24 protein-coding genes are annotated in these 25,966 nt (G+C 58.5%); 15 read left to right on the top strand and 9 right to left on the bottom strand.

Features of this window, described 5'->3' with window-relative positions:
• Positions 1-195 precede the first annotated feature (195 nt).
• From LKO31_RS05740 to LKO31_RS05730, 3 genes are read left to right on the top strand one after another with little or no spacing between them, the layout of a single operon-like run.
• A complete protein-coding gene (locus LKO31_RS05740; RefSeq protein ID WP_227689179.1) occupies positions 196-2,118 on the top strand; it encodes a TonB-dependent receptor plug domain-containing protein in 1,923 nt (640 codons plus the stop codon).
• Complete coding sequence (locus tag LKO31_RS05735) at positions 2,118-3,140, top strand: FecCD family ABC transporter permease (protein WP_227689178.1); 1,023 nt, start codon at positions 2,118-2,120, stop codon at positions 3,138-3,140. The genes LKO31_RS05740 and LKO31_RS05735 overlap by 1 nt, the downstream gene beginning before the upstream one ends.
• Before the next feature lie 7 nt (positions 3,141-3,147).
• Positions 3,148-3,930, top strand: coding sequence for an ABC transporter ATP-binding protein (locus LKO31_RS05730; RefSeq protein WP_407699245.1), 783 nt, complete (start codon positions 3,148-3,150; stop codon positions 3,928-3,930).
• Positions 3,931-3,947: 17 nt separating this feature from the next.
• On the opposite strand, the gene LKO31_RS05725 is transcribed toward LKO31_RS05730, so the two are convergent.
• From LKO31_RS05725 to LKO31_RS05715, 3 genes are all read right to left on the bottom strand, one after another.
• Entirely contained in the window at positions 3,948-5,651 is a 1,704-nt protein-coding gene (locus LKO31_RS05725; protein ID WP_227689176.1) for a sensor domain-containing diguanylate cyclase, read from the bottom strand.
• A 247-nt stretch (positions 5,652-5,898) separates the two neighbouring features.
• Positions 5,899-6,237, bottom strand: a complete 339-nt coding sequence (locus LKO31_RS05720; protein WP_227689598.1) for a DUF423 domain-containing protein — start codon at positions 6,235-6,237, stop codon at positions 5,899-5,901.
• Between the two features lie 56 nt (positions 6,238-6,293).
• Positions 6,294-6,788, bottom strand: a complete 495-nt coding sequence (locus tag LKO31_RS05715; RefSeq protein WP_227689175.1) for an Lrp/AsnC family transcriptional regulator — start codon at positions 6,786-6,788, stop codon at positions 6,294-6,296.
• Positions 6,789-6,887: 99 nt separating this feature from the next.
• Here LKO31_RS05715 and LKO31_RS05710 point away from each other — a divergent pair, with 99 nt between their 5' ends.
• Positions 6,888-7,841 (top strand): DMT family transporter, encoded by a 954-nt coding sequence (locus LKO31_RS05710; protein WP_320443479.1) that lies wholly within the window; start codon positions 6,888-6,890, stop codon positions 7,839-7,841.
• A gap of 31 nt (positions 7,842-7,872) precedes the next feature.
• On the opposite strand, the gene LKO31_RS05705 is transcribed toward LKO31_RS05710, so the two are convergent.
• Positions 7,873-8,658, bottom strand: a complete 786-nt coding sequence (locus LKO31_RS05705; protein ID WP_227689174.1) for a 2-keto-4-pentenoate hydratase — start codon at positions 8,656-8,658, stop codon at positions 7,873-7,875.
• Between the two features lie 288 nt (positions 8,659-8,946).
• Between LKO31_RS05705 and LKO31_RS05700 the strand changes: the two genes are divergently transcribed.
• From LKO31_RS05700 to LKO31_RS05670, 7 genes are all read left to right on the top strand, one after another.
• A complete protein-coding gene (locus LKO31_RS05700; protein WP_227689173.1) occupies positions 8,947-9,471 on the top strand; it encodes a Csu type fimbrial protein in 525 nt (174 codons plus the stop codon).
• Between the two features lie 31 nt (positions 9,472-9,502).
• A complete protein-coding gene (locus tag LKO31_RS05695) occupies positions 9,503-10,072 on the top strand; it encodes a Csu type fimbrial protein (RefSeq protein ID WP_227689172.1) in 570 nt (189 codons plus the stop codon).
• A gap of 56 nt (positions 10,073-10,128) precedes the next feature.
• Complete coding sequence (locus tag LKO31_RS05690; RefSeq protein ID WP_227689171.1) at positions 10,129-10,950, top strand: fimbrial biogenesis chaperone; 822 nt, start codon at positions 10,129-10,131, stop codon at positions 10,948-10,950.
• A 13-nt stretch (positions 10,951-10,963) separates the two neighbouring features.
• Positions 10,964-13,471 (top strand): fimbria/pilus outer membrane usher protein, encoded by a 2,508-nt coding sequence (locus LKO31_RS05685; protein ID WP_227689170.1) that lies wholly within the window; start codon positions 10,964-10,966, stop codon positions 13,469-13,471.
• Complete coding sequence (locus tag LKO31_RS05680) at positions 13,453-14,478, top strand: Csu type fimbrial protein (RefSeq protein WP_227689169.1); 1,026 nt, start codon at positions 13,453-13,455, stop codon at positions 14,476-14,478. The genes LKO31_RS05685 and LKO31_RS05680 overlap by 19 nt, the downstream gene beginning before the upstream one ends.
• A 99-nt stretch (positions 14,479-14,577) precedes the next feature.
• A complete protein-coding gene (locus tag LKO31_RS05675; protein WP_227689168.1) occupies positions 14,578-15,519 on the top strand; it encodes a cation diffusion facilitator family transporter in 942 nt (313 codons plus the stop codon).
• A 91-nt stretch (positions 15,520-15,610) separates the two neighbouring features.
• Positions 15,611-16,624 (top strand): hypothetical protein, encoded by a 1,014-nt coding sequence (locus LKO31_RS05670; RefSeq protein WP_227689167.1) that lies wholly within the window; start codon positions 15,611-15,613, stop codon positions 16,622-16,624.
• Positions 16,625-16,708: 84 nt separating this feature from the next.
• On the opposite strand, the gene LKO31_RS05665 is transcribed toward LKO31_RS05670, so the two are convergent.
• Positions 16,709-16,918 (bottom strand): hypothetical protein, encoded by a 210-nt coding sequence (locus LKO31_RS05665; RefSeq protein ID WP_227689166.1) that lies wholly within the window; start codon positions 16,916-16,918, stop codon positions 16,709-16,711.
• A gap of 143 nt (positions 16,919-17,061) precedes the next feature.
• Entirely contained in the window at positions 17,062-18,360 is a 1,299-nt protein-coding gene (locus LKO31_RS05660; protein ID WP_227689596.1) for an Hsp70 family protein, read from the bottom strand.
• A gap of 256 nt (positions 18,361-18,616) precedes the next feature.
• On the opposite strand from LKO31_RS05660, the gene LKO31_RS05655 reads away from it, so the two are divergent.
• Positions 18,617-19,105, top strand: a complete 489-nt coding sequence (locus tag LKO31_RS05655; protein ID WP_227689165.1) for a VOC family protein — start codon at positions 18,617-18,619, stop codon at positions 19,103-19,105.
• A gap of 79 nt (positions 19,106-19,184) precedes the next feature.
• On the opposite strand, the gene LKO31_RS05650 is transcribed toward LKO31_RS05655, so the two are convergent.
• Complete coding sequence (locus LKO31_RS05650; protein ID WP_227689164.1) at positions 19,185-20,702, bottom strand: acyl-CoA carboxylase subunit beta; 1,518 nt, start codon at positions 20,700-20,702, stop codon at positions 19,185-19,187.
• Between the two features lie 94 nt (positions 20,703-20,796).
• Between LKO31_RS05650 and LKO31_RS05645 the strand changes: the two genes are divergently transcribed.
• On the top strand, positions 20,797-21,576 hold the full coding sequence (locus LKO31_RS05645) for an SDR family NAD(P)-dependent oxidoreductase (RefSeq protein ID WP_227689163.1): 780 nt from the start codon (positions 20,797-20,799) through the stop codon (positions 21,574-21,576).
• Positions 21,577-21,669: 93 nt separating this feature from the next.
• Here the strand turns inward: LKO31_RS05645 and LKO31_RS05640 are convergent, their stop codons facing one another.
• Positions 21,670-21,942, bottom strand: a complete 273-nt coding sequence (locus tag LKO31_RS05640) for a hypothetical protein (RefSeq protein ID WP_227689162.1) — start codon at positions 21,940-21,942, stop codon at positions 21,670-21,672.
• 288 nt (positions 21,943-22,230) lie between these two features.
• Here LKO31_RS05640 and LKO31_RS05635 point away from each other — a divergent pair, with 288 nt between their 5' ends.
• Positions 22,231-23,127, top strand: a complete 897-nt coding sequence (locus LKO31_RS05635) for a DMT family transporter (protein WP_227689161.1) — start codon at positions 22,231-22,233, stop codon at positions 23,125-23,127.
• Between the two features lie 69 nt (positions 23,128-23,196).
• Here the strand turns inward: LKO31_RS05635 and LKO31_RS05630 are convergent, their stop codons facing one another.
• Positions 23,197-24,129, bottom strand: coding sequence for an L-threonylcarbamoyladenylate synthase (locus LKO31_RS05630; protein ID WP_227689160.1), 933 nt, complete (start codon positions 24,127-24,129; stop codon positions 23,197-23,199).
• 81 nt (positions 24,130-24,210) lie between these two features.
• Between LKO31_RS05630 and LKO31_RS05625 the strand changes: the two genes are divergently transcribed.
• Positions 24,211-25,953, top strand: coding sequence for an acyl-CoA dehydrogenase (locus LKO31_RS05625; protein WP_227689159.1), 1,743 nt, complete (start codon positions 24,211-24,213; stop codon positions 25,951-25,953).
• Positions 25,954-25,966: the final 13 nt, after the last annotated feature.

The following is a 25,966-nucleotide window of genomic DNA, read 5'->3' as shown; positions in this document are numbered from 1 at the left end:
GGATTGGTCAGGGCACGGTTCACCCGTCTGAGCGACGAACTTTGCGGCTGGGGCCGCATCGCTGCGTGGTGACGGGCCTCTTTTTGCGCCAGCCTGTCATCCTGCACCGACCGTTCGTTCGCCTGCGGGCCTATCCCGCAATCGTTCCACGGCACGCCCCCGTCCACCGTCTTCTGGGTGCAAAATGGGTGATATGTGACCAATCAATTCTCGCGTATTTTGCTGGCGAGCGCGGCTGTCCTTCCAATCTTTGCCTTTTCGGCCCCTGCCGCCGCCATGGATGATGACCAATGGGCCGACACCATCATCGTCAGCGCCTCGCGCAGCGATGACGGCATTTCCACCGCCACTTTGGGCGCATCCGCCACCGCCCTATCCGCCCAAGAGCTTTCCGACCGTCAAACCGTCATCGTCAGCGATATTTTGCGCGACGTCCCCGGCATATCGGTCAATCGCACCGGCGGCATTGGCGGCAAAACACAGGTCCGTATTCGCGGAGCCGAAGGCAATCATACATTGATGCTGATCGACGGTATCGAAGCCTCCAGCCCCTATGACGGCGAATATGATTTCAACATGCTGACCGCCGATCTCGGCGCGCGCCTCGAGGTTTTGCGCGGCGAACAAAGCGCCCTTTATGGCTCCGACGCCATCGGCGGCGTGATCAGCTATATCAGCCCATCGGGCCGCGACTTGCCCGGTTTTGCCGCGCGCGTCGAAGGCGGATCATATGGCACCGTCAATGGCGCGGTTCAGGGCGGCGGCGTGGCGGGTGACTTCGACTATATGGTCGGCGGTTCCTATGCCAGCACCGACGGCTATGTTGTCGCGCCCAACGGCTCGCGCAAAATCGGTTCCAAAATTTCGTCGCTGAACGGCAAATTCGGCTATGAACTCGGCCAAGTCAAATTGCGCGCCATCACGCGCTACAGCTATGCCGATGCCGAAATGAATGATCAAGATTATGTCATCACCGGCGATGCCATCGACGCTGGCGGTTCTTATACCAACAGCATCTTCAGCGCGCTCATCGGTGCAAATCTTCAAAGCGATGATGGCCGCTGGACCACCGACCTCAGCGCCCAAATGCTCAACGCCCGCCGCCGCAGCTTCGACGATAACGCCGCCGAAATTTCCGGCAGCACCGGAAAGCGTCGCAAAATATCGCTCGTCTCCACGCTGAAATTGGGCGACGAGAATCTGTCGCACAGCATCACCGGCGCGGTCGATTATAAGCATGAAGAATATCACGGAACTGCCACCTATTTTGTCGGCGACAACCCATTTCGCGACAATGACAATGTCGGTCTGGTCGGCCAATATCAACTGACCATCGCCGACCGTATCGGCTTTGGTGCGTCCGTGCGCCATGATTTTAACGAACGTTTCCGCGACGCCACCACATGGCGCGTGCAATCCAGCGTGCGGTTCGACACGGGAACCCGCCTCCATGCCGCAGCAGGCACCGGCATCAAGGCCCCAATTTTCACCGAATTGTTCGGCTTCACCCCCAACAGCGGCTTTGTCGGCAATCCCAATTTAAAACCCGAACGCTCCTTGGGCTGGGAAGTTGGCGTCGAACAAGGCTTTTGGAACGGCAATGCGCGCATCGACGTAACTTATTTCAACGCCCAACTGCGCGACAAGATCATCGCTTCCTTCAGCCCCGATTACAGCTCCTCGACGTCCATCAACGTCCCCGGCAAATCGCCGCATGAGGGCGTCGAAGTGTCGGCCAATCTGCGCCTGCCATCGGGCTTCCACTTTGACGCATCCTACACCTATTTGGATGCCCAAACCGAAGTTGGCGTGCGTCTGGTCCGCCGTCCGAAACATATCGCCAGCGCCAATTTGGGCTGGCGTTCGCCCGATGACCGTTTCGGCGTCAATCTGACGGCGCGCCACAATGGCGACGGCCTCGACAATAATTTCGCCACCTATGCGGTCGAAACCCTCCAAGCCTTCACCCTCGTTAATTTGGGGGCAGAGCTTCAGATCATGCCCAGCATGACCCTCTATGGCCGCATCGAAAATCTGTTCGATGTCGATTACCGCGAAAATGTCGGCTTCCTGTCGGCTGGTCGCGGGGCCTATGGCGGCGTGCGTCTGCGCTTCTAATGACCCATCCCTCTCTTCCCCAACGGTCCAGCCCTCCTCGCACCATCTTATTGTTGCTGCTCGGCTTGTTGGCCATTGGGGCAGCGGGGGCCTCCTTGCTTTTTGGTCCCGTTAGCTTGGCCCCCGCGCGCATCATGGCGGCGCTCATGGGCCAAGGCGACCCCATTGCCACCATCATCCTTTGGGACCTGCGCTTACCGCGCACGCTATTGGGGTTGATGGTGGGCGGCATCTTGGGCTTGGCGGGCGCAGCGCTTCAGGGCTATTTGCGCAACCCCTTGGCCGAACCATCGGTGCTGGGCACATCCAATGCTGCGGCCTTGGGCGCGGTGGCGGCGCTCTATTTCGGCCTCAGCGAAATTCACCCCGCGATTCTGCCTTTATTGGCCATCACCACCGCGCTGCTATCCCTCATCCTGTTGGTGTTTTTGGATGGCAAATCCAACTCAGCTCTGTCGCTCATCTTGGGCGGCATCGCTGTCGGCACCTTGGCCGGCGCGGCGATCAGCCTGTCGCTTAACCTTTCCGACAATCCCTTTGCCGCCATGGAAATTATGACATGGCTGATGGGCAGTTTGGAAAACCGCTCCTACGACCATATTTTCATCGCCGCCCCCTGCGTACTGATCGGCATGGTGCTGATCTTGTGGGACCGCAAAGCCCTAGACGCCCTCACCTTGGGCGAAGATGGCGCGGCCAGCCTTGGCATCAACCTCGCCCGCACCCGCCTGCGCCTGCTTATCGGCACGGCCATTGGCGTGGGCGGCGCGGTCGCTGTGTCGGGCACCATTGCCTTTGTCGGCCTGATCGTCCCCCATCTCATCCGCCCGTTCACCGACCAAAGCCCCTCAGCCATTCTCGTGCCATCGGCCATTGGCGGCGCCGTGCTGCTGACCTTGGCCGATATTTCCGTGCGCATCATACCCACCAGCAATGAATTGAAATTAGGCGTCGTCACCGCCTTTTTGGGTGTGCCCATCTTCCTCGCCCACCTCATTCGTCAACGCGGGATGTGGCAATGAAAAGGCAGTGGCCATGATCCGCTTTTCCAACCTATCGGTCCAGCAAAGCCGCACTCCCATCTTGGCGGGCGTCAGCGGTCACATCCCCCGCGCCCAGCTTACGGGCATCATTGGTCCGAATGGCGCGGGAAAATCCACCCTCGCCCGCGCCCTGCTCGGCCTCTTGCCATCCAGCGGCGACATTGCCATCAACAACCAACCGCTTGGCACCTTCACCCGCCCCGCGCTGGCCAAAACCATCGCCTATCTTCCCCAAGGCCAGATGCTCCACTGGCCGCTGTCGGTCGAACGCTTAATATCCTTGGGCCGCCTACCGCACCTTGGCCCCTTGTCCCGCATTCAGCCCAGCGATCAACAAGCCATTATATGGGCAATGGAGCAAACCGGCACGCTGCCGCTTCGGAGCCGCTGCGCGACCGCCTTATCCGGCGGCGAACGCGCCCGCGTGCTGCTGGCCCGCGCCTTGGCCTGCCAATCCCCCATGCTGATTGCCGACGAACCCTTGGCCAGCCTCGACCCTGGCTATCAACTCGATGTCATCGCGCTGCTAAAATCCCAAAGTGAACAAGGCATGACCATCGCCTGCGTCCTGCACGACCTTGGGATGGCGCTACGCTATTGCGATCATCTGATTTTGCTGGTGGACGGAAAAATCTTGTCCCACGGCAGCAGCGAACAAGTGTTAACGTCTGCAAACCTTGCTGCTGCATTTGGCATCGATGCCGATATCGACCATCACGCCAAAACCCTATCTATTAACGGCAGAACCCTATCAGAGCCGACGCAATAGACGGAATAAAACGCCGACTAAACCTCGGTCGTCGTCAATCTGGCGCTCGGCGCTGCGGTATCGGCAACGCTCGTCTTCTTCATGCGAAACATCGCCGCATCATGGGACGGGCCGTCCGCCATCATGCCGTTACCATCCGGCATCTCAAAGGCCGCCCAATTCGCTATCGAACGGTCGCGCCCTTGCCGCTTGGCGTGGTATAATAATTCATCCGCCCGTTCGAAAAACCAGCCAATGTCCACGCCATCTTGTGCATCCGCGACCATATCGACCATCCCCATGCTGGCCGTCACCCGCTTCTTAATTTGCGGAATGCTCTCTCTAATCATTTCCTCAATATTTTTCCGCCGACGCTCTGCTTGGGCATGGGCATCTTTGCCGCGCAGCAACATCACAAATTCCTCGCCCCCCATGCGAAACACGTCGACGCGCGCGTTGGGGCGAAGCGCCTCCGCCGTGGCCTGCAACGCACGGTCCCCCATGGCATGACCATAGCTGTCGTTAATCGCCTTAAAATGATCCAAATCCAGCACCGCTAACGTCGTAAACCCATGGGCGAACAGCGTTTCCGCGCGTTTCTCAAACCCACGGCGGTTAAACAATCCCGTCAATGCATCCCGCTCGGCCAGCCCCTCTAAAATCTCGGCTTCGGTGCGGGCACGATCTCGCTGATCTTTCAAGGACATGAAACGATCCGCCACGCCCATGGCGGTGCACATCACCTCAAACACACAGCCAATATAGAATAATAACATCGCATCATTACTCTCCAGCGCGGGCACCAATCCTGTCACCAACCGAATGATACCGACCACCAGCATCGGTGCCCACCCCACGATTTGGAACATCACCGCGCGGCTTCCACGGCTCCATGCGTCGATCAACACCGCAATAAAGATCATCAGTATCGGCATGAACGCCGCCGTATAAATGGTCGATTGTACGGGCCGCGCGACATAGGGAAATAGCGCATGAAACAGGCTCAAACTCATCGCCGACACCGCGCACCAGATCAACGCGCGGCGCAATTTTGGGTGTAAACGCCCCGGCTCTATAAAGCCATGGGTGAACATGCACCCCGCCGCAACGCTGCCCCCAAATAACAGCGTCTGCATCCAACTCAGCGTCATCACCGGAATCTCCAGCCACCACATGGACAGACCAGACGACACCAGCACCGTCAGCATCAAACTGATGACCAACGCGCTGTGCCAGACAACAAAATTTTCACGCAAAACACGGTAAAAGGCCGCATTAAAAACCAGCGGCATCGCCAGCATGCCGCACAGCGCAGCCAAAAACAGCAACATCGGCGTCTGGCCGCTATCGTCCCACGCCGTCAAATGCGCCCCATCCAAAACCATCCGGTGGCTGACCCGATCAAATGCCGCAATGAAATATCGGCTCTGATCGCGTACATCCGTCACAGGGATGCGCAATTGACTATCGGCACTGCTATTCAGCCACTGCGACGGCGGAATACTAGTGCTGCGCTCTGCTCCATCTTGATCAATGACCAGAAAATCTATGCCATCCAGCGCCGCGCGGCGGGTCACAAAATAGCGTGGGATTTGCGCCCCCGCGACATCAAAGCGCAGGAAAATCCGCTCGCCATCCAAAACATAGGGCTTACCGCTACAATCCCACCGCTCGGCGGCCCGCGCTACGGCAGATAGGCTCTCCTTCAACCCGCCGCTTGCCCAGCAATGACTATAAACCACATCCGGTGCCACCGGTTCCTGCGCACGCACGGATCCGATACTGGGTATTATATGCCCCAGCCCAAAGCATATGCCGACAACCAGCAACGCCATACGAACAAGATGGAAACCCCCTCCAAACATCATCCGTTTTTACTTCATACTCCTTAGGGCGGCGTTAATTTCTGGCCTATATTGCGCCATAAATTCTGAACGCCCAACCGATACACATCGCTATAAAACGATGCCTATATCTAGCATTATATATTTAATCAGCTTGTCCTGTTCGAAAATAAACCCATGCCGCCCACAACCAGCCAAGGATCAACAAAGTGCCGCCAATCGGGGTAATCGCCCCCAACCAACGCGGCGCACCAATGGCCATGAGATACAGCGTCACAGAAAAAATCGCCGCGCCCACCAACAAGGTCACCGCCGCGCCGCGTGCCCGCGCCATCACCACCAAGGCGGCCACCGCATGAATCATCTGATAGACGCCGCCTGTTTGCAGCCACTCGGCCTGCTGCGGTCCCGCCGCCCCATGCGCGCCAAATGCGCCCGCCGCCACCGCCAGCGCAGCAGATAGCGCCGCAAAAAATCCAATCATCATTAGTCTCCATCCCAACAGCATCAGACAGGCTATATTACGGCATCACCGACACATCACTCAGCAATCACCACATCCATCCCCGCCTTCACGCGGTCCAGCGCGATAAAGCTATGATAGCTTTCAATATCAACATTCTCGCCAAATAAACGCCGCGTCAGGCTTTCATAAGCGCGCATATCGCTCGCAACGATCACCAACACAAAGCTCAGCCCGCCCGTGACATAATAGCATTGCTGAACCTCTGGCGTCGCGTTGAACAGGGCCTTGGCCGCATCGACCGTCGCAATTTGCTCATTCATCAAGCGCACTTGCACAATCGACGTAATCGTCAGCCCGACTGCATCAGGGTTTACCACCGCCACATTGCGGGCGATCACCCCTTCATCTTCCAGCATGGCAATTCGCCGCTGCACCGACGCCGCCGACAGATTCACCTGCTCGCCAATATTGCGCTGCGGTTTCTTATTGTCGCGCTGAAGAATCCGCAAAATCGCACGGTCAAAACGATCGAGGGCCGGAAATGAGCGAAAAATCGATTTCTTTACCATATCCCGAGTTTTTGTTGCATTTTTTGCGATAATCAAGAGCGCACGCTTCACTATTGTAATGATATGTCCCGCGCTATCAAATTTTTGAGGATTTTTTGCGTGGCCGTCCAAAAAAACATCATGTGGGGCATTTTGTGCGGCGCTGGGGCTGGCGCGCTCTGGGGTCTGGTATTTCTCACACCCGAAATGGCTAGCAGCTTCGGCCCGTTGGAACTGACCATAGGGCGTTATATTTTCTATGGCCTCATTGCCGCCATCCTCATCGCTCCGCGTGCCGCTACGCTCTTTTCCTTGCTGGGCAAAAAAGAATGGATCGGCCTCATCAGCCTCGCGCTGGCGGGTAATATTTTCTATTATCTGTTCATCGTCAACGCCGTCCAAATGGGCGGTATTGCCATGACATCGCTGATTGTCGGCTTGGTTCCAGTTGCTGTATCCATTGTCGGCAGCCGTGAAAGCGGCGCGGTCCCGCTGGCGCGTCTGATGCCGTCCATCTTGCTCTGCATCGCCAGCGCCATCGCCATTGGCTGGGACGCGTTCGACGCCCTACTCAGTGCCAAAAACCTCACCCCCCTCATCGGCATGATGTGCGCGGTTGGCGGCCTGATATCTTGGACGATCTATGCCGTTCATAATCGCAAATGGCTGGCGCATATGCACGCCATCTCTGCTTATGACTGGAATTTGCTGTTGGGCCTCGTCACAGGCGCGCTCAGCTTGCTTCTGCTTCCCTTTGTCTTTGCTTTTGTCGACCTCAGCCACAGTCAAACGGAATGGCTCAACTTCCTTCTCGCCAGCGCGATGGTCGCTCTCTTGGCGTCGGTGGCGGGCAATGCGCTGTGGAACCAAAGCACCCGCCTGCTGCCCTTTACCTTGGTCGGCCAAATGGTGTTGTTTGAAACACTCTTTGCCCTGCTTTATGCTTTTGCATGGGAAAGCCGCGGCCCAAGCGTCAACGAAGCGCTCGCTTTTGCTTTTGTGGTGGCCAGCGTCATCACCTGCATCTCTGCCCACCGTCAACCAGCCACCGCATCACCAGCACTCAGCCACTAATTACCCTTTCCCCACGGCGCATCGCGGACCATCAATCCGCGATGCGCAACTTCATCCGCCAGCGGTCACCAAAACACACCTCTGCCCTTTGTCCCGCTTTGATGGGGTGCACACCGGTGATCGCGCCGCTGGAAATCCATGTCCCTGCACGCACGGTCCGCCCATGTTCACGCAGCCAGCGCAGCAAAAATGCCGCTGCGCCAAATGGACCATCCAACATCTGCCCTGCTGTGGACGCCCCCACCCGCTCGCCGTCAATCCAGCTTTCGACCGCCATGTCCAACAAATCTGTATTTCGCCAGTCTGGCACGCGCGGTCCCAGTAACAAGGCTTTGTGATTGCCAAAATCCGACGCTGTCACCGCCGGCCCATGCCGTCCAATGTCGGGAAAGGGCGACCCCGCAATTTCGACACCCACACGCACATCATCAATCACCGCCTGCACGCTGTCCTTGCCATAATCCCTATCATTCAGGTCCCCCACCTCGCCCAGACGCAGCATGAACTCTGCCTCCACCGCGCCAAATCCTTGCGGGAAAACCGACATGACCGCCGCCTCATCACCCAAAATCATGATATTTTCCGCAAAGACGGGCCCCACAAAACGGTCCGCCCCCATGGATGCTTGCCAGTCCGGTGCAATCCGGCCCAACTTCCAGCCCGCAGCCGGCCGCCCATCCAGCATCATCGCCGCATCCTGAATATCATAGGCCGCTTCCATCGTGGTCGGCATCTTACCGGGATAAACGGCCAAACTGGCACCGTCCCGACGCGCCGTTACAAAGGCTCGCGCAATTTCCTGTGCATCTGTCGTCACCACCAATACCCCAATTCATTTTCCAACTGCATCGCGAAATCAAACGGTTAAGATTCGCTCCGCATTGTCCTATCGCGCCACGTCGGCGTCATGCTCCACTGGGTAACCAGCGCGCCAATTCCTTGGCGTCATGCCGTCCTGTCGCCCGCGTCCATTTACCAATCAAAATGGACCTATCTTCGCTTTGCTTCATACCCAAGCTTAACGGATTACCGATCACATTCTTCACCAAGCCAAAGGGTGTTTCATACCCCCACCACCAACAAAGGCAGGCTTATGGAGGATAGGATGGATCAGACATTGCGCAAATTTATGGCAGCAGCAACGCTCATCGCGGCAAGCACCGCCGTTCCCGCCGCAGCCCAGATCACTGGCACCATCGAAGCAAAATTGGTGCTAACATCAACCTGCACCATCAATACGGCGGTTTTCACCGGCACGGCGCCGCACCCAACGGCAACCTATAGCGCGTTGGATTTCGGCACCACCACCACCGCTTTCACGCAAATCGATGGCTCAACCTCGCTCAGCTACACTTGTTCCGAAGGCTCTGCGCCCAAAATCACCCTCAGCGGTGGGTCCAACCCCAACGCAACCGATCGCCGTATGCGGCTGGGCGCGACAAGCCATTATGTCAGCTATAAACTTTATTCAGACAGCAGCCGCACCGTCGATATTCCGCTGGACGGCGAACTAGCTTTGTCCGGCAATAATACCGCCACAACGTTGACCATTTACGGGCGCGCCTTGGGTGCAAGCGGCCTTAGCGTTGGCACCTACACCGATCTCGTAACCGTTACCCTCACGCTCTGACCGGGCCACTTGCACCACAAGACAGGATCAAATGGCCGCAGACAGAACCGCACCGTCCTCATCCACAGGAATCATCCTGTCTTTGCTGGGCTTTGTCTGTCTCTGCGGCCTAACGTCCGTCCAAACATCGGCCCAATCCATCCCCATTGCTGATTTTGACGTCAACGCCTCCGTCGCGCTGGGGTGCTGGGTGAATGGGACGGGCCAAAGCGGGGCAGTGGGCCGTATCGCTCTGTTGGATTTTGGCAGCACCCCTGCCTCGGTGGGGGGCACACGCACAACATCGACCCAAGAAACCCAAAGCTTGTCAATGCGCTGCACCCCCAACACCAAGCTGATCATACGCTTGAACGAAGGGCGTAATGCCAGCGCATCCAGCCGCCGCCTTCGGCGCGGCACCTCTGGTAATATGATGGACTATCGCTTGTGTCATGACGCTGCCTGCGCGCTTCCTCTTGCCCTGATGGACGAACAGACGCGAACATTATCCATCGCCGACGCGGCCAATGTTCGGCTGGTCTATTATGCACAGGTCGACGTGCCCAATCATCTGCCGCCTGGCCTCTATACCGACGACATCATGGTGACACTGTCATGGTGATCCACCACGCATCCTCCGCCCTAATGTCCATCATATCTTGGCCCCAAGGACGCTTCATGCCCCGCTGTTCCCGCATATTCATGGTCGCTGCGGCCTTCGCCCTTCCCGCGCTGGCCCCCGCTTATGGCCAATCGGGCGGTTCGCTCCTGATTTGGCCGCTCAATCCAACCATCAAAGCCCAAGAAAATGCCGCCGCATTATGGTTGGAAAATCCCAGCGAGCAGCCGATCACCATGCAAATTCAGAGCTTTTCTTGGGCGCAGTATGATGGCGAGGATGTCTATGCCCCGCAACATGAGGTCATCGCCACCCCCACTCTCGTCACCTTGGCTCCAAAGTCCAGACAGCTTGTCCGGATCACCCGCCTTGGCCCACCGCCCAGTCAGGCGGAACGCGCCTATCGGCTGATCGTCGACGAAGTACCGGTGGAACGCAAGCTGGACACCGACCAGCAACTGGTAACCGGCATTCAATTTCGGATGCGCTATTCGCTTCCCCTCTTCACCTATGGCGCGGGAATGCTCCCGCCATCCGAAGCCCATATCGCGGGGGGAGATAATAAAAGGACGGACAGCAAAAACAGCAGCAAAGGGCAATATCCCACAGCCGACCTGCATTGGCATTTGGTCCAAGATGGTAAACAGCGCGTTATAGAAATCGAAAATCGTGGCAACGGCCACGCCCGCCTCACCAGCGCCAAAATTACCGGTCCCCATGGGGACATAGAATTGGCCAGCGGCCTGATGGGCTATGTTCTGGCGGGCAGCCGCCTACATTATCCTTTGCCTGACGCGTTGCAAAATGGCGATGGGCTGTTCCAACTCGTCGCCTCGGTGAACGCCGCCGACGCCGCACCATTGCCCAAAGCCAGCCCATAAGCGGCCACAGTTGATGCACGGCGGCACAACTATTCCTGATATGGATCGGCGCGCAGGCCAGCCTTTGCCGCACCCTCCGGCCGCCAGCCTTGCCGCACGATGGCTCGCTTCATCGGTGCTGACCTGCCTCGCCCTGCCGCTCATCAACAGCCCCGCCGCCGCGACCACGTCGGCCAATGACGACAACAGCAACGCCGCGACCGCCCTTTCATCCCTCAGCTATGGCCAATTGCCCAGCGCGCCGCCGCTGCGCTCATCAATCTCCAGCACGAATAAGGGTAATGGTGCGGACGGCCTGCTATTCCTAGAACTCATCCTCAATGGTCGGCGCACCGGCCAAATCATCCCCGTCTATCTGGAACAAGATAGCGTCCGCCTCCGGCCTCAAGATTTGCAACAGCAAGGCGTCGACCTTCACGTCAACGGCGATCATCTGTTGCTCGGCGATATTCCCGATGCGCGCTTTGAATATCATGTCGCGGATCAAAGCTTGTCGATCGACTTGCCCACCCATCTTTTGCCGTCTCAAAATATCGGCCCCAAACGCCGCCGATTGGACATCACGCCCGCCGACACCGCATTCCTGCTCAACTATGACGCCTTTATTTCGACGGGCTTTGACAACAGCCCAGCACAAATATCTGTCTTTCTCGAACAACGTATCGCCGCCCAATTCGGCAGCCTTTCAACTTCAGGTTTTTGGCGCAATGGGCCGCATGGCGGCTATAAACGCTATGACACCAGCTTTCGCACGTCCCATGCCGACAGCTCCACCACATGGGAATTTGGCGATTTTATTACCCGCAGCTTGGCCGATGCCTCTGCCGTGCGGCTTGGCGGCGTCCAGATATCGCGCGATTTTTCCGTGCGTCCGGACATCATCACCTACCCCCTGCCCCGCTTCGCTGGCCGCGCCGCCCTTCCCTCGACGGTCGAACTGCTCATCGACGGACGCAGCGTCACCAACACCCAAGTTGATCCGGGGCAATTTCTGCTCGACACCCTGCCCTTCAGCAGCGGCGCGGGCGAAGCCCAGTTGGTCGTCACCGACATGCACGGCCAAGCCACCACCACCAGCCTGCCCTTCTATATATCCAGCAATTTGCTGGCATCCGGCCTCACGGATTTTGCGATTTCCGCTGGCTTCTTCCGCCAAGATTACGCCCGAAAAAACTTCTCCTATGGCGATTTCGCCGCCAGCGCCTCGCTGCGCCACGGCATTAGCGACAATATGACGGGCGAATTGCGCGCCGAAACCAGCGACAATTTCTGGCTGATCGGGGGCGGCCTTCAAAGCCGCCTTGCCACCTTGGGCGTCCTATCCGCCAGCGGCAGCTACAGCCAACATCGTGGCCAAAACGGTCATGCCCTCACCATCGGCTATGATTATCAAGCAGGGCGCTTTTCCATGGCGCTGCGCCATATGCGCCAAAGCCGCTTTTTCGTCGATCTGGGCAAACTCGATCTCTTGAACGAACCCTCCGCCCGCCGCCACAGCCTCGCCAGCGTCAATCTATCCATGGGCCGTTACGGCAGCATGGGCCTCAACTATGTGGAATATCAACAGCAAGGCCAAGACAGCAACCGCTATGCCAATCTCCACTGGTCCGTTCCGGTCGGTTCGCGTTGGCAGATATATGCACAGGCTGGTCGCGATTTTTCCCCGCGCGGTTGGAATGCCAGCGTGGCCGCCACCTTGTCGCTCGGTCCGCAAGTCGGCAGCATCACCGCTGGCGTCACCGACCAAAGCCGGGGCGAACGCAGCTACCGCGCCGACTATAGCCGCGCCTTGCCCACCGACGGCGGCTTTGGCTGGAATGTCGGGGCCAATATCTCCGACGATGGCCGAAAAAACTGGCGCGGCGACGTCCAGCTTCGCACACAAGCCGCGCAATTTCGTGTCGGCGGCTTCGGCTATATGGGCCACCAAGGCCGCAACCAACACAGCTTATGGGCTGGAGTCAGCGGCGGCATGGTCTTGATCGACGGCTTTTTCGTTGCCGCCAATCAATTGCCCAGCAGCTTCGCCTTGGTCAGCACCAATGGCTATGCCGATATCCCCGTCCGCTATGAACATCAGCTCATCGGGCGCACCAATCAAAACGGCCATTTGTTCCTTCCGGCCGTAACCCCATGGTATGCCGCCAAAATCGCTATCGACCCCTTGGACCTTCCTGCCAATGTCAGCGTAGCGCAAGTTGAACAAAGCCTTGCTATCGCCAGCGGGCGCGGCGCGCATGTGCGTTTCAACATCCGCCCGCTGCAACCCGCCCTTGCCAGCATTCGTGGTCCCGACGGGCAATTTATCGCGGCTGGTTCACCCGTCTATATCGGCCAAAATATCGTCACCTATATCGGCTGGGACGGCCTGCTCTATCTCGAAGATAGCGCAGCCGCGCCCGACGCCCGCATCCTCATTATCCCCGACAACAGCGCCAAATGCACCGTCACCCTGCCGCTGCACCAACTCACGCCAGACCAGTGGATGATCGGAGAGCTTCCATGCCTACCCGCAGTTTAAAACCTCTTTATCTGGCGTTTTTCACTTGGCTGGGCCTCTTTTCGGCCCCCGCTTTGGCTTGCACCATTTCGGCCTCGCCGCCCGTTACTGAATTGGGCACGCACAGCAGTTTCGCCATCGCAGGCGGCAACATTTCGTCCAGCAGCACCGCCACGGGCATCCGCTGCGTCACGCTGTTGGAAGTGGTATCGAACAGCTATCTTGCCTTGAAATTCGAAGGGTCCATACCGCCCCTCAAAAACACCGCCAATACGGACACCATTCCGCTGACCATATCATGGACCGCAGGCGGGCCGGCGCTCAGCGCCGAAGTGATGCACGACGAACATAGCACCACCATCTTGGGCCTACTCAAGGCGTCTGGGGGTTACATCACCCTTCACTACCGCACCCAAGCCGCTACATCGATCCGCGCTGGGGTCTATGAATCCACCCTCCGCATGCGTTGGTATTATTCCATGTGCCTCGTCGGTGTCGGCAGTCTATGCGTGCCCGAAAATTCCACCGGCCTGAAACGAAGTGGGTGTCTATTGGGCATTTGCCTCGGCGCGCTCACCGACTGGGGCTCCGGCGAACTCGTCACCGTCAAACTCCGTATGGTCGTCGAACGCGACTGCACAATTTCCGCCCCAACCGTGAACTTCGGCACCCGTCCCTTGCCCGATACATTTGACACCATTTCCCAAAGCGCCACCGTGCGGTGCAGCATTGGCGACGCCTATGCCGTGGCGCTGGACGATGGCAAAAATGCCAGCGGCACCACCCGCCGTATGAGCAATGGCACGTCTTTTCTGGAATATGATATTTTCAAGGGCACATCCGGCACCAACCGCTGGGGCTCGACCCCCACCGAACGACGCTCCAGCACCTCGGCCGATGTAGCCCCCAATGTCCATGACGGTGTCGCCACCCAAAGCTATCATTACCGCGCCCAAATTCGCCCCGCCCAAGCCCCTGTTCCCGCTGGCGCCTATAAAGACACGCTGCGCCTCAGCGTCATTTTCTAGGCCCTGCCATGATCACAGCCCAGCGCACGCTGGCCTTCACGCAACCTCTCGGCCCGCCATTCGTCTTTATGATCATGATATAGGGGCCCTACTTCTATCATGTTTGCTATCGACCTTTCTACCGAGACAGGCGCTATCCGCCTGTCGATCTTCATCACCTTGCTGGTGTCTGGCCTCGGAATCATCTTTGGCATTGTGTCCGGCAGCTATGCCATTTTGTTCGACGGCGTCTATTCCCTCGTCGACGCCGCAATGACCCTCTTGTCGCTGCTCGTCGTCAACCTCATCGCACTGACGGCCCTTCCCCAGCACCGCGATCATATTTTGCAGCAACGCTTTTCCATGGGCCTGTGGCATTTGGAACCGGTTGTCATCGGCCTCAACAGCGCGATGCTGATGATGGTCTCTGTCTATGCGCTGTTCAACGCCATCCTCAGCCTGATGAGCGGCGGGCGCAATTTGGTCTTTGGTTGGGCTTTGGCCTATGCGGTCTTTGGCCTCATCGCTTGCTTTACCGCCGCATGGCTGGGGCGGCGCGCCAACCGAACCATCAAATCCCAATTTCTGGCTATGGACGTGCGGGCATGGATCATGTCGGGCTGTATCACCGCCGCTTTGCTGGTCGCCTTTCTCATCGGCTTGGCCGTTCAAGGCAGTGCTTATGAATATATCACGCCTTATATCGACCCTGCGGTTTTGGCCGTTGTCTGTATTTTTCTCATCCCCATGCCCATCCCCGCTATTCGGCAAGCGATATCCGATCTGATGCTCGTCACGCCCACCGACCTCAAAGCCGAAGTCGACGAAGCCGCCGCCGCCTTCATCGCCAAATATGGTTTTCTCGACTGGCGGGCCTATGTGTCACGCATGGGCCGTTCCAAACAGATTGAACTGCATATCATCGTTCCCCCGGACGCGCCGCCTCGCTCCATCCCAGAATGGGATAGGCTGCGCGACGAACTCAGCGCCGTAATCGGCGACGCCAATCCCGACCGTTGGATGACCGTGCTGTTCACCAGCGACTTGGCATGGGCGGAATAGTTCACCCCCCATATTCACCCCCGATCATTGGTGTATAGGCACAAGCGATACCTTCGCCCAATAGCTTCGTCATGCCAAAACAGGGGACCTCATGAAATCTATCCTTGCCTCATCGCTTCTTTTGACCAGCCTGTTCGCGATCAGCCATCCTGCGCTTGCCCATGATCCGACACCAGCCAAGCCTGCAAGCGCCCCTGCCGTCCCCACCAAAACCCCGCAATGGCAAGACGCCAAAATCGACCTTGCGGCGTTTAACAGGGATTTGATCCACGGCCCATTAACGGCGGATATCGTCCTCTATGTCCCCACCAACTTCGATGCCAAATTCAATAAAGTCTCGCTGCCGCTGATGCTCGACAGCCTGCGCCACGCCAAAGCGATTTTCCGCGCGGCCGACGTGCAATTGCGCCTCAAGGCCGTCCGCATCGGCGCAATTGACCCGCGTCATCTGCAAATCAACGCCAACCCTTATCCCACAATCCCCGACACCGAATATATCAACAGCTATCAAACGTCCCAACGCCACCCCACCCCGCTCAGCGACTTGGCGCACGAAGCCTTTGACACCATCATCGAACCAGACACAGACAATCCCCGCACCATCTATCTGATCGCGCTGCAAGACGTGTTCATGCCCTTCATCGACCCTGTGGACGAACGCAATTGGACGATCAAAATGGTCCGCACCGGCGGCCTCAGCTTCCCCAGCTACAGCTATGGCACCACCATCCCCAACCGCCTGCGCGGCGTCATGACGATCACCAACCTATCCACGCCCAATCGCTTGGAACGCACGGTGGCGCATGAATTGGGCCACAAGCTCATCAACGTCAGCCATGAATATCGCACCACCGACCCCGCGCACGAGGTCCGCGCCGAAGGCGGGCTGATGCTTTATGGCAATGGAACCGACATTGAATCGGGCCCAGCTGGCCGTTTCCACAAAGAACGCCTCCACGCCTCACCCTATCTTTATCGCATCAATGCGCAGGGCCAAAAAATATGGAATGCCGATTACCAAGACGGCGGCCATTATTATGACCCCATTTATGGACAGCATGTCGTGCACTTCTCCGGCGCGCCCAGCCGCAACCCCGATTGGTAAATGCCTACAAAAAAGGCGCCGTTTCCACACGGCGCCTTTGCTTGTCCCCATCACCGCGTCAAAACGGGCCGATAGGGGAAGATATTAATAATTTCCCGGCGGGTCACTGGCCGGAAAGCTTTCATCAATCGTCTTATCCACCGCATTCCAACGCTGGGATGTGCCGTCCGAATGGCCATATGGCCCCACGGTGGCGCTATGATCGGTGACTTCCAACGGGCGGTGCTGCTTCTTGGACCAATAAGCATAAGCACCCAGCGCCGTCGCTGCACCCAAAATAGGGGTTAATCGCATGGCTTGTCTCCTTTGGATTATGGTGATGAAACGCCCCATCACCGCCAAAGGCTGCTCGGCCCACCCGATGTTTCCCGCGCTTCAACGCCTGCACATCCCGCGCGCCTTTTCTTGCGCCCCGATGGCCCGCCAAGCGCCGCCGTTCAGACCGTCCATTCGGCCGGGTTTTCCTCCATCCCAATCAGCGCCAAACCATAAGCAATCGACGTCAGCTCGTCGCCCATCGCCAAACGGTCCGCGCCAAAACGCCGTGCAAACATCGCCGATATTGCGGGAATCAACGACGACCCACCAGTCAAGAACACACGGTCAATCTGGTGTGCCTCCACCCCAGCTTTCGCCAAAGCCTTTTCCATCACCGCTTCAATGCGCTGCAAATCTGCGGCAATCCATTCCTCAAACTCTCGCCGCGTCACCCGCGCCGAAATATCCACACCGCCGCCCGCAAAGCGAAACTCCGCTTCATCCTCGCTCGACAAAGCGCGCTTCACCTTGCCAATCGCATCATATAGCGGAAACCCCTGCTCATGCTCGATCAAGGCAATCATCACGGCCAGCTTTTCCGGCTCCACCGCATCGCGCATCATCTTGCGCAGCCCGTCCAAGGTTTTGCGGTTCCGCATCATCGCCAGCTTGGACCAATTGCCAAAGTCCGCAAAATATCCGCCCGGAATTTCCAACAGCTTTTCAAAGCTGCGATAGGCACTGCCCTTGCCCAACAGGGGCAAAACCAATCGGTCCATCAAACGAAAGTCAAATTGATCCCCCGCAATGCCAATGCCAGCCGATGCCAGCGGTTGACACCGTTTCTTCGCCCCGCGCTCGGCAATTTTCACCACCGAAAAGTCCGTCGTACCGCCACCAAAATCGCCCACCAACACGGTCGATTCATGGTCAATCTGCCGCGCATAACTCAGCGCCGCCCCCAATGGCTCGAACACATAATGTAGCTCAGTGCCAAAATCGGCGAACATCCGGTCATAACGCTCCCGCGCCAGCGCCGCATCGGCCCGCGCGCCCGCATATTCCACGGGCCGCCCAACAATCACGCGCGGCGGCCTATTCTTCAGCCCATTGCCCGCATGATGCACCAGCCGTTCCAGAAACATCTGGCCCATATCCTCGAACCGCAACGCATTGTTATAAATGTTGGCGCGCTCAAACAGCGGGCTGGCCGCCACGCTTTTGAACGATTGCACAAAGCGGCTATCCAGCGGCGCTTCCAAATATTCCGCAATCGCCCACGGCCCCGCATCATAAGCCATGCCGCGCCGCGCACTGGGTTCTTCCCAAAAACATAGCGCGGAACGAAATACCGATGTTTCTCCATCCGGCGCGCGCAGCGGCACCAATTGCGCACCCTCGGGCGAATCCGCCCAAGCCACCACGCTGTTGGTCGTTCCAAAATCCACGCCCAGCGCCGAACCGCTGCTACTGCTCATCATCAATCTTTCTGGAATATCACCGCAAAATGGGGCGCGCCTATTGCACAGCATGGCTGGGGAAACAAGCAATCCACACCTACCAGTGCCGCCGGTGCCGCCCCCAAAACCGGCTAACGCCTGGTCCCTTCTTCCGAATGGCCGCATGAAAGCGCATTTCAAAACCATCTCGACAAAAGGCGAAAAATACGAACTATGATAACAAATAAGAATTTATCGATAAAATGCGTAACAACTTAGCCGAGAAACAGCCCATATGACACAAAAGCTCACACCACCATCCGAATTTCAGACCATCGGCCTGCCGCCTGCCGATCAAATCGGCTTTGTGGTGCGCGATCTCGACACCGCCATTGCGCGTTACGATCCGCTCTTCGGCCCTTTCCGCAAAATCGACGTCGGCGATTATCAATGCTCCTATCGCGGCCAGCCCCCGTCGTCCTACAAAGCCAATTTCGCCTTCGGACAAATAGGCGATATCGAAATTGAATTGATCGAATGGATTTCAGGCGACACCCCGCACCGCGATTTTCTGGAACAGGGTCAGGAAGGCATGCATCATTTGCGCTTCCGCGTGGCGCCCGTCGAACATTGGATCGAAAAATTGGCAACGCTCGGCTATCGCACCGCTTGGTATAACCGCGCCGCGCCCGATCTGGCCTTCGCCTATCTGGACCGCGAAGGCGACCCGCTCACCATCGAATTGCTGGAAGCAAATTTTAACCCCGGCGCCGCCGACGATTAAGCTTCGCCCGTCCCGCCAATCGGACAGGCGCGGTTTTCTGCCGCGCCCAGCCCAACATGGCCGCGTATAAACTCTTGGCTTATGGCATCGCCCGCCACGCCAATTCGGCAAATTCGCACAGCAAGGGCCGCGTGTCGCGTGGGTCGATAATATCCTCCACCCCAAATTTTTCGGCAGTGCGGAACGGCGACCGCACACGGTTCAGCCGCGCCCGTATCGCTTGCAAATGGGCGGCGGGATCGTCTGCGGCTTCCAACTCGCTTTTATAGGCCACCTCGACCCCGCCTTCGATCGGCAGGCTCCCCCAATCGCCCGACGGCCATGCAAAACGATATTGAAACCGCTCGGCGTTCGACATCGCACTGCCCGCAATGCCATAAGCGCGGCGGATAACCACCGACGCCAGCGGCACTTTGGCGCGGTAAATGGCGTTCATCGCCTGCACTCCATAACGGATCGTCCCCGCCCGTTCGGCTTCCCCGCCAATCATAAATCCGGGATTGTCCACCAAATGCACAATCGGCAAATGGAACTGATCCGCCAATTTCACAAAACGCTCGGCCTTCTCGCTGGTCTTGGCGTCCCACGACCCGCCCAAAAAGCTCGGGTCGCTGGCCAGCACCGCCACCGGATATCCGTCCAGCCGCGCAAAGGCGGTAATCGCCGCCCGCCCCCACCGCGCCCCCATTTCAAACAGGCTGCCTTGGTCGACCACGCTCGCCAAAATGCGCCGCATCGCATACACCTGCTTGGGGTCGCGCGGCACAGCGGACAACAGCGATTCATCGCGGCGGTTCACATAATCACGGCTGTGTTTTCGCTCCGCCCGCCCATATATGGACGACGGCAAATAGGATAAAAATTGACGCGCGCGGGCCATCGCTTCGGCCTCGCTTGCCACTTCGTCATCCACCACGCCATTGCGCGTATGCACGTCCACGCCGCCCAATTCCTCGCGGTCCAGCGTGTCACCAATCGCCGCCGCCACGGCGGGCCCGGCCGCGAACAGTTGCGACAGGCCGCGCACCATCACGCTATAATGGCTGGCCACCACCCGCGCCGCGCCCAATCCGGCCGTCGGCCCCAATGCCAAAGCCACCACCGGCACTTCGTCCAAATTTTGGATAATCTGATCCCATCCGGGCACGGCGGGAATATAGGTATAGCCCATATCCTCTAGGGTCTTCACAGACCCCCCGCCGCCCGTCCCATCAATCATGCGGATCAGCGGCAGCCGATATTCATGGGCCATCGCCTCGCACTGAATGAATTTGCGGTGCAGCGCGGCATCCGCCGCCCCGCCGCGCACCGTAAAATCATCGGCGGAAGCCACCACCGGCCTACCATCGATATTGGCGCGCCCAAATATAAAATTGCTGGCCGCCAAATCTTCCAATGCTCCGGCCGCGCCATAGCGGCCGCGCCCCGCAATTTTCCCAATCTCGCGAAAACTATGGGCATCGACCAAGGCCGCTATCCGCGCGCGCGCATCCATTTTCCCGCGCCCATGTTGCCGCGCCACCTTTTCGGCGCCGCCCATCTTCTCGGCCATGGCACGGCGCAGAGCCAATTCTTCGACCTCTTTTTCCCAGCTCATGATTTTTTCCCATCATTTTGCCCGATGCTATCTTACGTTTACGGAAACGTCATGCAATAATCGCCTAAACTCAAGAATGAGGGAGAGGGAGAATATGACCAACATCAGCCTTCAAGGTCGCACCGCTTTGGTCACGGGTGCTTCACGCGGCATCGGTCGCGGCATTGCGCTGGCTTTGGCCGAAGCGGGCGCGGATGTGGCCGTCAATTACAGCCGCGACGCCGACGCCGCGGATGAAACCGTCGCCGCCATCACGGCCATGGGCCGCCGCGCCAAGGCGTATCAAGCCAATGTCACCGACGAAGCCGCCTGCGCCGCTATGGTCGCCGCCATCGCCAATGACCTTGGCTCGCTCTCAATCCTCATCAACAATGCGGGCGTCGCATCGCGCGGACAAGCTGTGGCCGATACGGATACGGGCGAAGTCGAAAAATTGCTGGCCATTCATGCCGCTGGGCCGCATCGCCTTTCCCGCCTCGCTCTGCCGCAATTGCGCCAGCATGATCGCAGCGACATCATTGTCATTTCCAGCGTCGCCACCCTCAGCCACGGCCCCAATGGCGCGCCCTATAATATGGCCAAAGGGGCGGGCGAAGCCTTGGCCCTCACCCTCGCCAAAGAAGAAGTCGGGCACGGCGTGCGCGTCAACATCGTCGCGCCATCGCTGACGGTCAGCGACATGGGCTCGCGCCTGTCCCGCGCCATTACCGGCCAAGATGACATCCACCATCTCGACGCGAAATTCCCCTTTGGCCGCGTCTCTTTGCCCTCGGATGTCGCCGCCGCCGTCCTATGGCTCGTCAGCGACGCCAACCCCTATTGCTCTGGCCAAAAATTAAACATCGACGGCGCGGGCATGGCATCCTTCCGCTAAGTCATTATCCATTGCGGCGGCGGAGGCCTCTCCGCCGCTTTCTCCCTGTTATGCGATCCTCGCTCACGCCGTGTCCCATCACGCTGGCGCTGGTCATTCACCCGGCGGGTGCGCAGCCAACCAAGCATCGGTTCCTGCACGGCTTTGACTTTGCAAAAACTGCCCGTTTTTCAAGCATGATACCAACAAGCGATCGCCCCGATCCAAAAATCCCGCAAAGCGCGATTCCACACAGGGCAAATCACTATCCAGTTCGACCACCCACAATCCGTCCTGCACCGATTGCGCGCCAACAGATTTCAAATCTTTCCACAACGGTTCATAATCATGCGTGCCGCCTTCGTTTAAAATATCATAAGACACCATATAAACCGGCATACGCTCCTCCCTCCGATTGAACCAAGGCACCGCCCGATGCGGGGCTGATCATGGGGAGAGTGTGGCGCTTCGGCACGAACTGCCGATATTGTTATCATCATCTATGTTAGCTCGGATTTACCAGAAAACAACCGCCTCTGCTCGCTCCTGCTTCCTCCCCAAATAGCGCATGAAACAACCGTCATCGCCTCCCTTCATTGCCAGCTTGCCAGCGCCCAAAACCGCCCCGAAATTTCCCGCGCCACCGCCTCCCACTTCGGCTACAGCCACGCCACCATGTATGCTGATTCGACCTCGCCGCTAAAACCCGTCCTCATCGCTTGCGCTGGCATCGCGCTTTATTCGACGATGGATGTGTTGATGAAGGGGCTGTCGATCAGCATGGGGGCCTATAATGCCGTCATCTGGCGCACCACGGCGGGAACGGTGCTATGCGGCATCGCTTATGCCGCCATGCGCCCGACATGGCCCAATCGCGCCACTATGGTCATCCATTTCGTGCGATCCATTTTCGTTGCCGCCATGGCCTTTTTCTTTTTCTGGGGTCTCGCTCGCCTTCCGATGGCAGAGGCGATTTCCCTCGCTTTCATCGCACCATTGCTCGCCATCTTCATGGCCGCCATATTTTTGGGCGAGGCGGTCGATCGTCGCTCCATCATCGCCGCGCTCATGGGCTTTGCGGGGGTCGTCGTCATTGTCATTGGCAAATTGGGCGCCAGCAAGCACGCACCAGATGCGCTGCTGGCCGTTGCCGCGGTTTCCATCTCCGCGCTTTGCTATGCGGCCAATCTTATTTTGGCCCGCAAGCAAGCAAAAATGGCTGGTCCCTTGGAAATCGCCTTTTATCAAAATGTCTTTGTGACGCTGATCTTGGGCTTGGCCGCGCCATGGTTTTTGGTGGTTCCCAGTCTTTCCGATGCGATACCCATCGTCAGCGCTGCCGCCATGGCTGTCTTATCGCTGATGCTGCTCACATGGGCCTATGCCCGCGCTCAAACCCAGATTTTGGTCACCACCGAATATACGGGTTTTTTATGGGCGATGTTCTATGGCTGGGTTTTCTTCCAAGAAAGCGTCACCCTCTCAACGCTCATCGGCGCGGGATTGATCGTCACAGCCTGTCTTTATGTCACCCGCCCCGCCAAGGCCGCAGCACAACCTGTTACCGCCTGATCCACCGTGATAGGCTGACCCACAAATGCGGCGTATCGCCTGCGCATCAGCCATAAACCCGGCCCATCATCACACCGCCGCGCGGCGCAACCGGTCCATAATGGCCGCCCCCAAACCTTGTTCGGGAATGGTGGCCACGGCAATGCGCATTTTGGGGCTGGCCGCGCCCGCATGCAGCGCATCAAATAATCGCGCCGCCGCCTCGGTCAAATCGCCGCGCTCGCTCAGCGAAAATTCGCCCTGCACATCCCCAAAACCAATGCCAAATTCCTCCGCCGCAAAATCACGCGCATCCAAGCGCACGGGTTTCCCGGGCGCATAATGGCTGGCCAACATACCAGGGGCCACAATCTCCGCCCCCGACACGCCCCGCACGGGCAAGGCGGACACCTGCTCCAAGGCCTCCGCCGTAATCGGTCCAGGCCGCAGCAGTTCGATCGCACCGTCCACCACGCGAATGATGGTCGATTCCACGCCCGCACTGCACGGGCCATCATCCAGCACCATAGCAATCCGGCCATCCAAACTCGCCATCACATGGCTCGCCCGCGTGGGGCTCACCTTGCCGCTCGCATTGGCACTGGGTGCCGCCAATGGCCGCCCACTGGCCGCCAATAAGGCCTGCATAGCGCGGTGCTGCGGCACCCGAATGGCGATGCTATCCAATCCGGCGGTCGCAATGCTGGCCACAGGGCAATCGGGTGTTTTGGCAACCACCATTGTCAACGGACCGGGCCAGAAATGCTCGGCCAGCGCCTGTTCCGCTTCGCCAAACATCCCCAATGTCTCCGCCACCGCAATATTGGGTACATGCACGATCAACGGATTGAAATCAGGTCGCCCCTTCGCGGCATAGATACGCGCCACCGCCTCCGCATTGGTGGCGTCCGCCGCCAATCCGTAAACCGTTTCCGTCGCCACCGCGACGGGTTGCCCCGCCGCAATCAACGCCGCCGCCATGCTCAGGCTCGGCGCATCCAGCGGGCGCGATATCGTTTCCATATGTTCGTTCATTTGATCCTCGGCATCACCGCGCTATAACTTAGGCAAAAATATGATTCACCCCCAAACGTCGGAACACATATGACATATACACCGCCAACGACCGAACAATTGTTCGTTCTCAATCACATCGCAAACGTCTCTGCTATGGCAGACCATGAACGCTTCGCCGACGCCACGCCTGATATGGTCGAAGCCATTGTCACCGGCATCGGTGAATTTGCTGCCGATGTGTACGCCCCCTTGAACCGCGTTGGCGACGTCCACAACCCCCAATGGAATAATGGCAAAGTCACCATGCCGGCGGGCTTCAAAGAAGCCTATGCGCAATTTGTCGAGGCTGGCTGGGGCAGCATTGACGGCCCCACCGAATATGGCGGCCAAGGCCTGCCCTTCACCCTCGCGGGCGTGGTCACCGAAGCATTGGGCACCGCCAATATGGGCTTCACCCTCTGCCCCATATTGTCGGCTGGCGCGATCCACGCCCTGATGGCCTATGGCAGCGAAGAGCAACGCCAGACCTATTTGCCCAAGATAGTATCGGGCGAATGGAATGGCACGATGAACCTGACCGAACCCAGCGCAGGCAGCGATGTCGGCGCTCTGCGTTCGACGGCAGAAAAAGTCACCGAAGGCCCCAATGCTGGTCTCTACAAGATCAAGGGTCAAAAAATCTTCATCACCTTTGGCGAGCATGACCTCACCGACAATATCATCCATCTGGTATTGGCCCGCACCCCCGACGCGCCCGAGGGCACGCGCGGCATTTCGCTCTTCCTCGTCCCCAAATATCGTTTGGACGCCGACGGCAAGCCGACGATCAGCAATGGCGTCCACTGTGCCAGCATCGAACATAAAATGGGCATTCACTCCTCCCCCACCGCCGTCATGGTGTATGGCGAAGACGAAGATTGCCTTGGCGAATTGATCGGCGCGGAAATGGGCGGCATCCGCGCCATGTTCGTAATGATGAACAACGCCCGCCTAATGGTCGGCTGCCAAGGCGTCCAAATCGCCGAACGCGCTCTGCAACAAGCCCAACGCTATGCCGCGGAACGGGTGCAATCCTCCTTGGCCGGCTCCGCCGACCGCACCCCCGTCACCATCGACCATCACCCCGACGTGCGCCGCATGTTGTGGCGTATGCGTTCGCAAACCGAGGCTGCGCGCGCCCTCATCTATTATGCTACCGCACAAACCGACTTCGGCCATTTGGGCGACGAAGATGCCGCTGCCCGCGCCGAGGTTCTGATCCCACTCGCCAAAGCCCATGCAACCGACATCGGCTGCGAAGTCGCCAGCTTGGGCATTCAGGTGCATGGCGGCATGGGCTTTATCGAAGAAACCGGCGCGGCCCAGCATTATCGTGATGCGCGCATTGCTCCCATCTATGAAGGCACCAATGGCATCCAAGCTGCAGACCTTGTCGGCCGCAAATTGGGCCTCGCTGGCGGCGCGGCCGTCCGCAGCCTGATCGACGATATCGCCCGCGATGCCAAGGACCATCCGGCCTTGGCCCATCTCGCGGAAAGCTGCCGTCATGTCACCGACTATATGATGGGTGCGTCCACGCCGGATCGTCTGGCTGGCAGCTACCCCTATCTCACCATGCTCTCCACCGCGACCTGCGGCTGGTTGCTGCTTAAACAGCGCCGCGCGGCCCAAGCGGAACTGGCCGCCGGAACTGGCGATTCGGCCTTTTTGAACGCCAAAATCGGCTCGACGAATTTCTACCTCGATCAAATCGTCCCAGCCGCCGAAGGCCATTATGCCGCCGCCGTCGCAGGCGACGCGGCGCTCCCCGCCATCCCAGCAATTGCTTAATACAGCCCAGACA

The organism is Sphingopyxis yananensis, assembly GCF_020687785.1.
Taxonomy (GTDB): domain Bacteria; phylum Pseudomonadota; class Alphaproteobacteria; order Sphingomonadales; family Sphingomonadaceae; genus Sphingopyxis; species Sphingopyxis yananensis.
The sequence above is the reverse complement of the archived record's forward strand: the minus strand, read 5'-3'. Positions and strand labels throughout refer to the sequence as shown.

Excerpts from the sequence above, each read along its gene's own strand:
- LKO31_RS05660 (WP_227689596.1), bottom strand. The coding sequence starts at position 18,360 with ATGAGCAGTAGCAGCGGTTCGGCGCTGGGCGTGGATTTTGGAACGACC.
- LKO31_RS05645 (WP_227689163.1), top strand. The coding sequence starts at position 20,797 with ATGACCAACATCAGCCTTCAAGGTCGCACCGCTTTGGTCACGGGTGCT.
- LKO31_RS05690 (WP_227689171.1), top strand. The coding sequence starts at position 10,129 with ATGCCCCGCTGTTCCCGCATATTCATGGTCGCTGCGGCCTTCGCCCTT.
- LKO31_RS05675 (WP_227689168.1), top strand. The coding sequence starts at position 14,578 with ATGTTTGCTATCGACCTTTCTACCGAGACAGGCGCTATCCGCCTGTCG.
- LKO31_RS05680 (WP_227689169.1), top strand. The coding sequence starts at position 13,453 with ATGCCTACCCGCAGTTTAAAACCTCTTTATCTGGCGTTTTTCACTTGG.
- LKO31_RS05640 (WP_227689162.1), bottom strand. The coding sequence starts at position 21,942 with ATGGTGTCTTATGATATTTTAAACGAAGGCGGCACGCATGATTATGAA.
- LKO31_RS05715 (WP_227689175.1), bottom strand. The coding sequence starts at position 6,788 with ATGGTAAAGAAATCGATTTTTCGCTCATTTCCGGCCCTCGATCGTTTT.
- LKO31_RS05625 (WP_227689159.1), top strand. The coding sequence starts at position 24,211 with ATGACATATACACCGCCAACGACCGAACAATTGTTCGTTCTCAATCAC.
- LKO31_RS05720 (WP_227689598.1), bottom strand. The coding sequence starts at position 6,237 with ATGATTGGATTTTTTGCGGCGCTATCTGCTGCGCTGGCGGTGGCGGCG.
- LKO31_RS05630 (WP_227689160.1), bottom strand. The coding sequence starts at position 24,129 with ATGGAAACGATATCGCGCCCGCTGGATGCGCCGAGCCTGAGCATGGCG.
- LKO31_RS05650 (WP_227689164.1), bottom strand. The coding sequence starts at position 20,702 with ATGAGCTGGGAAAAAGAGGTCGAAGAATTGGCTCTGCGCCGTGCCATG.
- LKO31_RS05735 (WP_227689178.1), top strand. The coding sequence starts at position 2,118 with ATGACCCATCCCTCTCTTCCCCAACGGTCCAGCCCTCCTCGCACCATC.
- LKO31_RS05695 (WP_227689172.1), top strand. The coding sequence starts at position 9,503 with ATGGCCGCAGACAGAACCGCACCGTCCTCATCCACAGGAATCATCCTG.
- LKO31_RS05685 (WP_227689170.1), top strand. The coding sequence starts at position 10,964 with ATGCACGGCGGCACAACTATTCCTGATATGGATCGGCGCGCAGGCCAG.
- LKO31_RS05665 (WP_227689166.1), bottom strand. The coding sequence starts at position 16,918 with ATGCGATTAACCCCTATTTTGGGTGCAGCGACGGCGCTGGGTGCTTAT.
- LKO31_RS05670 (WP_227689167.1), top strand. The coding sequence starts at position 15,611 with ATGAAATCTATCCTTGCCTCATCGCTTCTTTTGACCAGCCTGTTCGCG.
- LKO31_RS05655 (WP_227689165.1), top strand. The coding sequence starts at position 18,617 with ATGACACAAAAGCTCACACCACCATCCGAATTTCAGACCATCGGCCTG.
- LKO31_RS05635 (WP_227689161.1), top strand. The coding sequence starts at position 22,231 with ATGTATGCTGATTCGACCTCGCCGCTAAAACCCGTCCTCATCGCTTGC.
- LKO31_RS05700 (WP_227689173.1), top strand. The coding sequence starts at position 8,947 with ATGGATCAGACATTGCGCAAATTTATGGCAGCAGCAACGCTCATCGCG.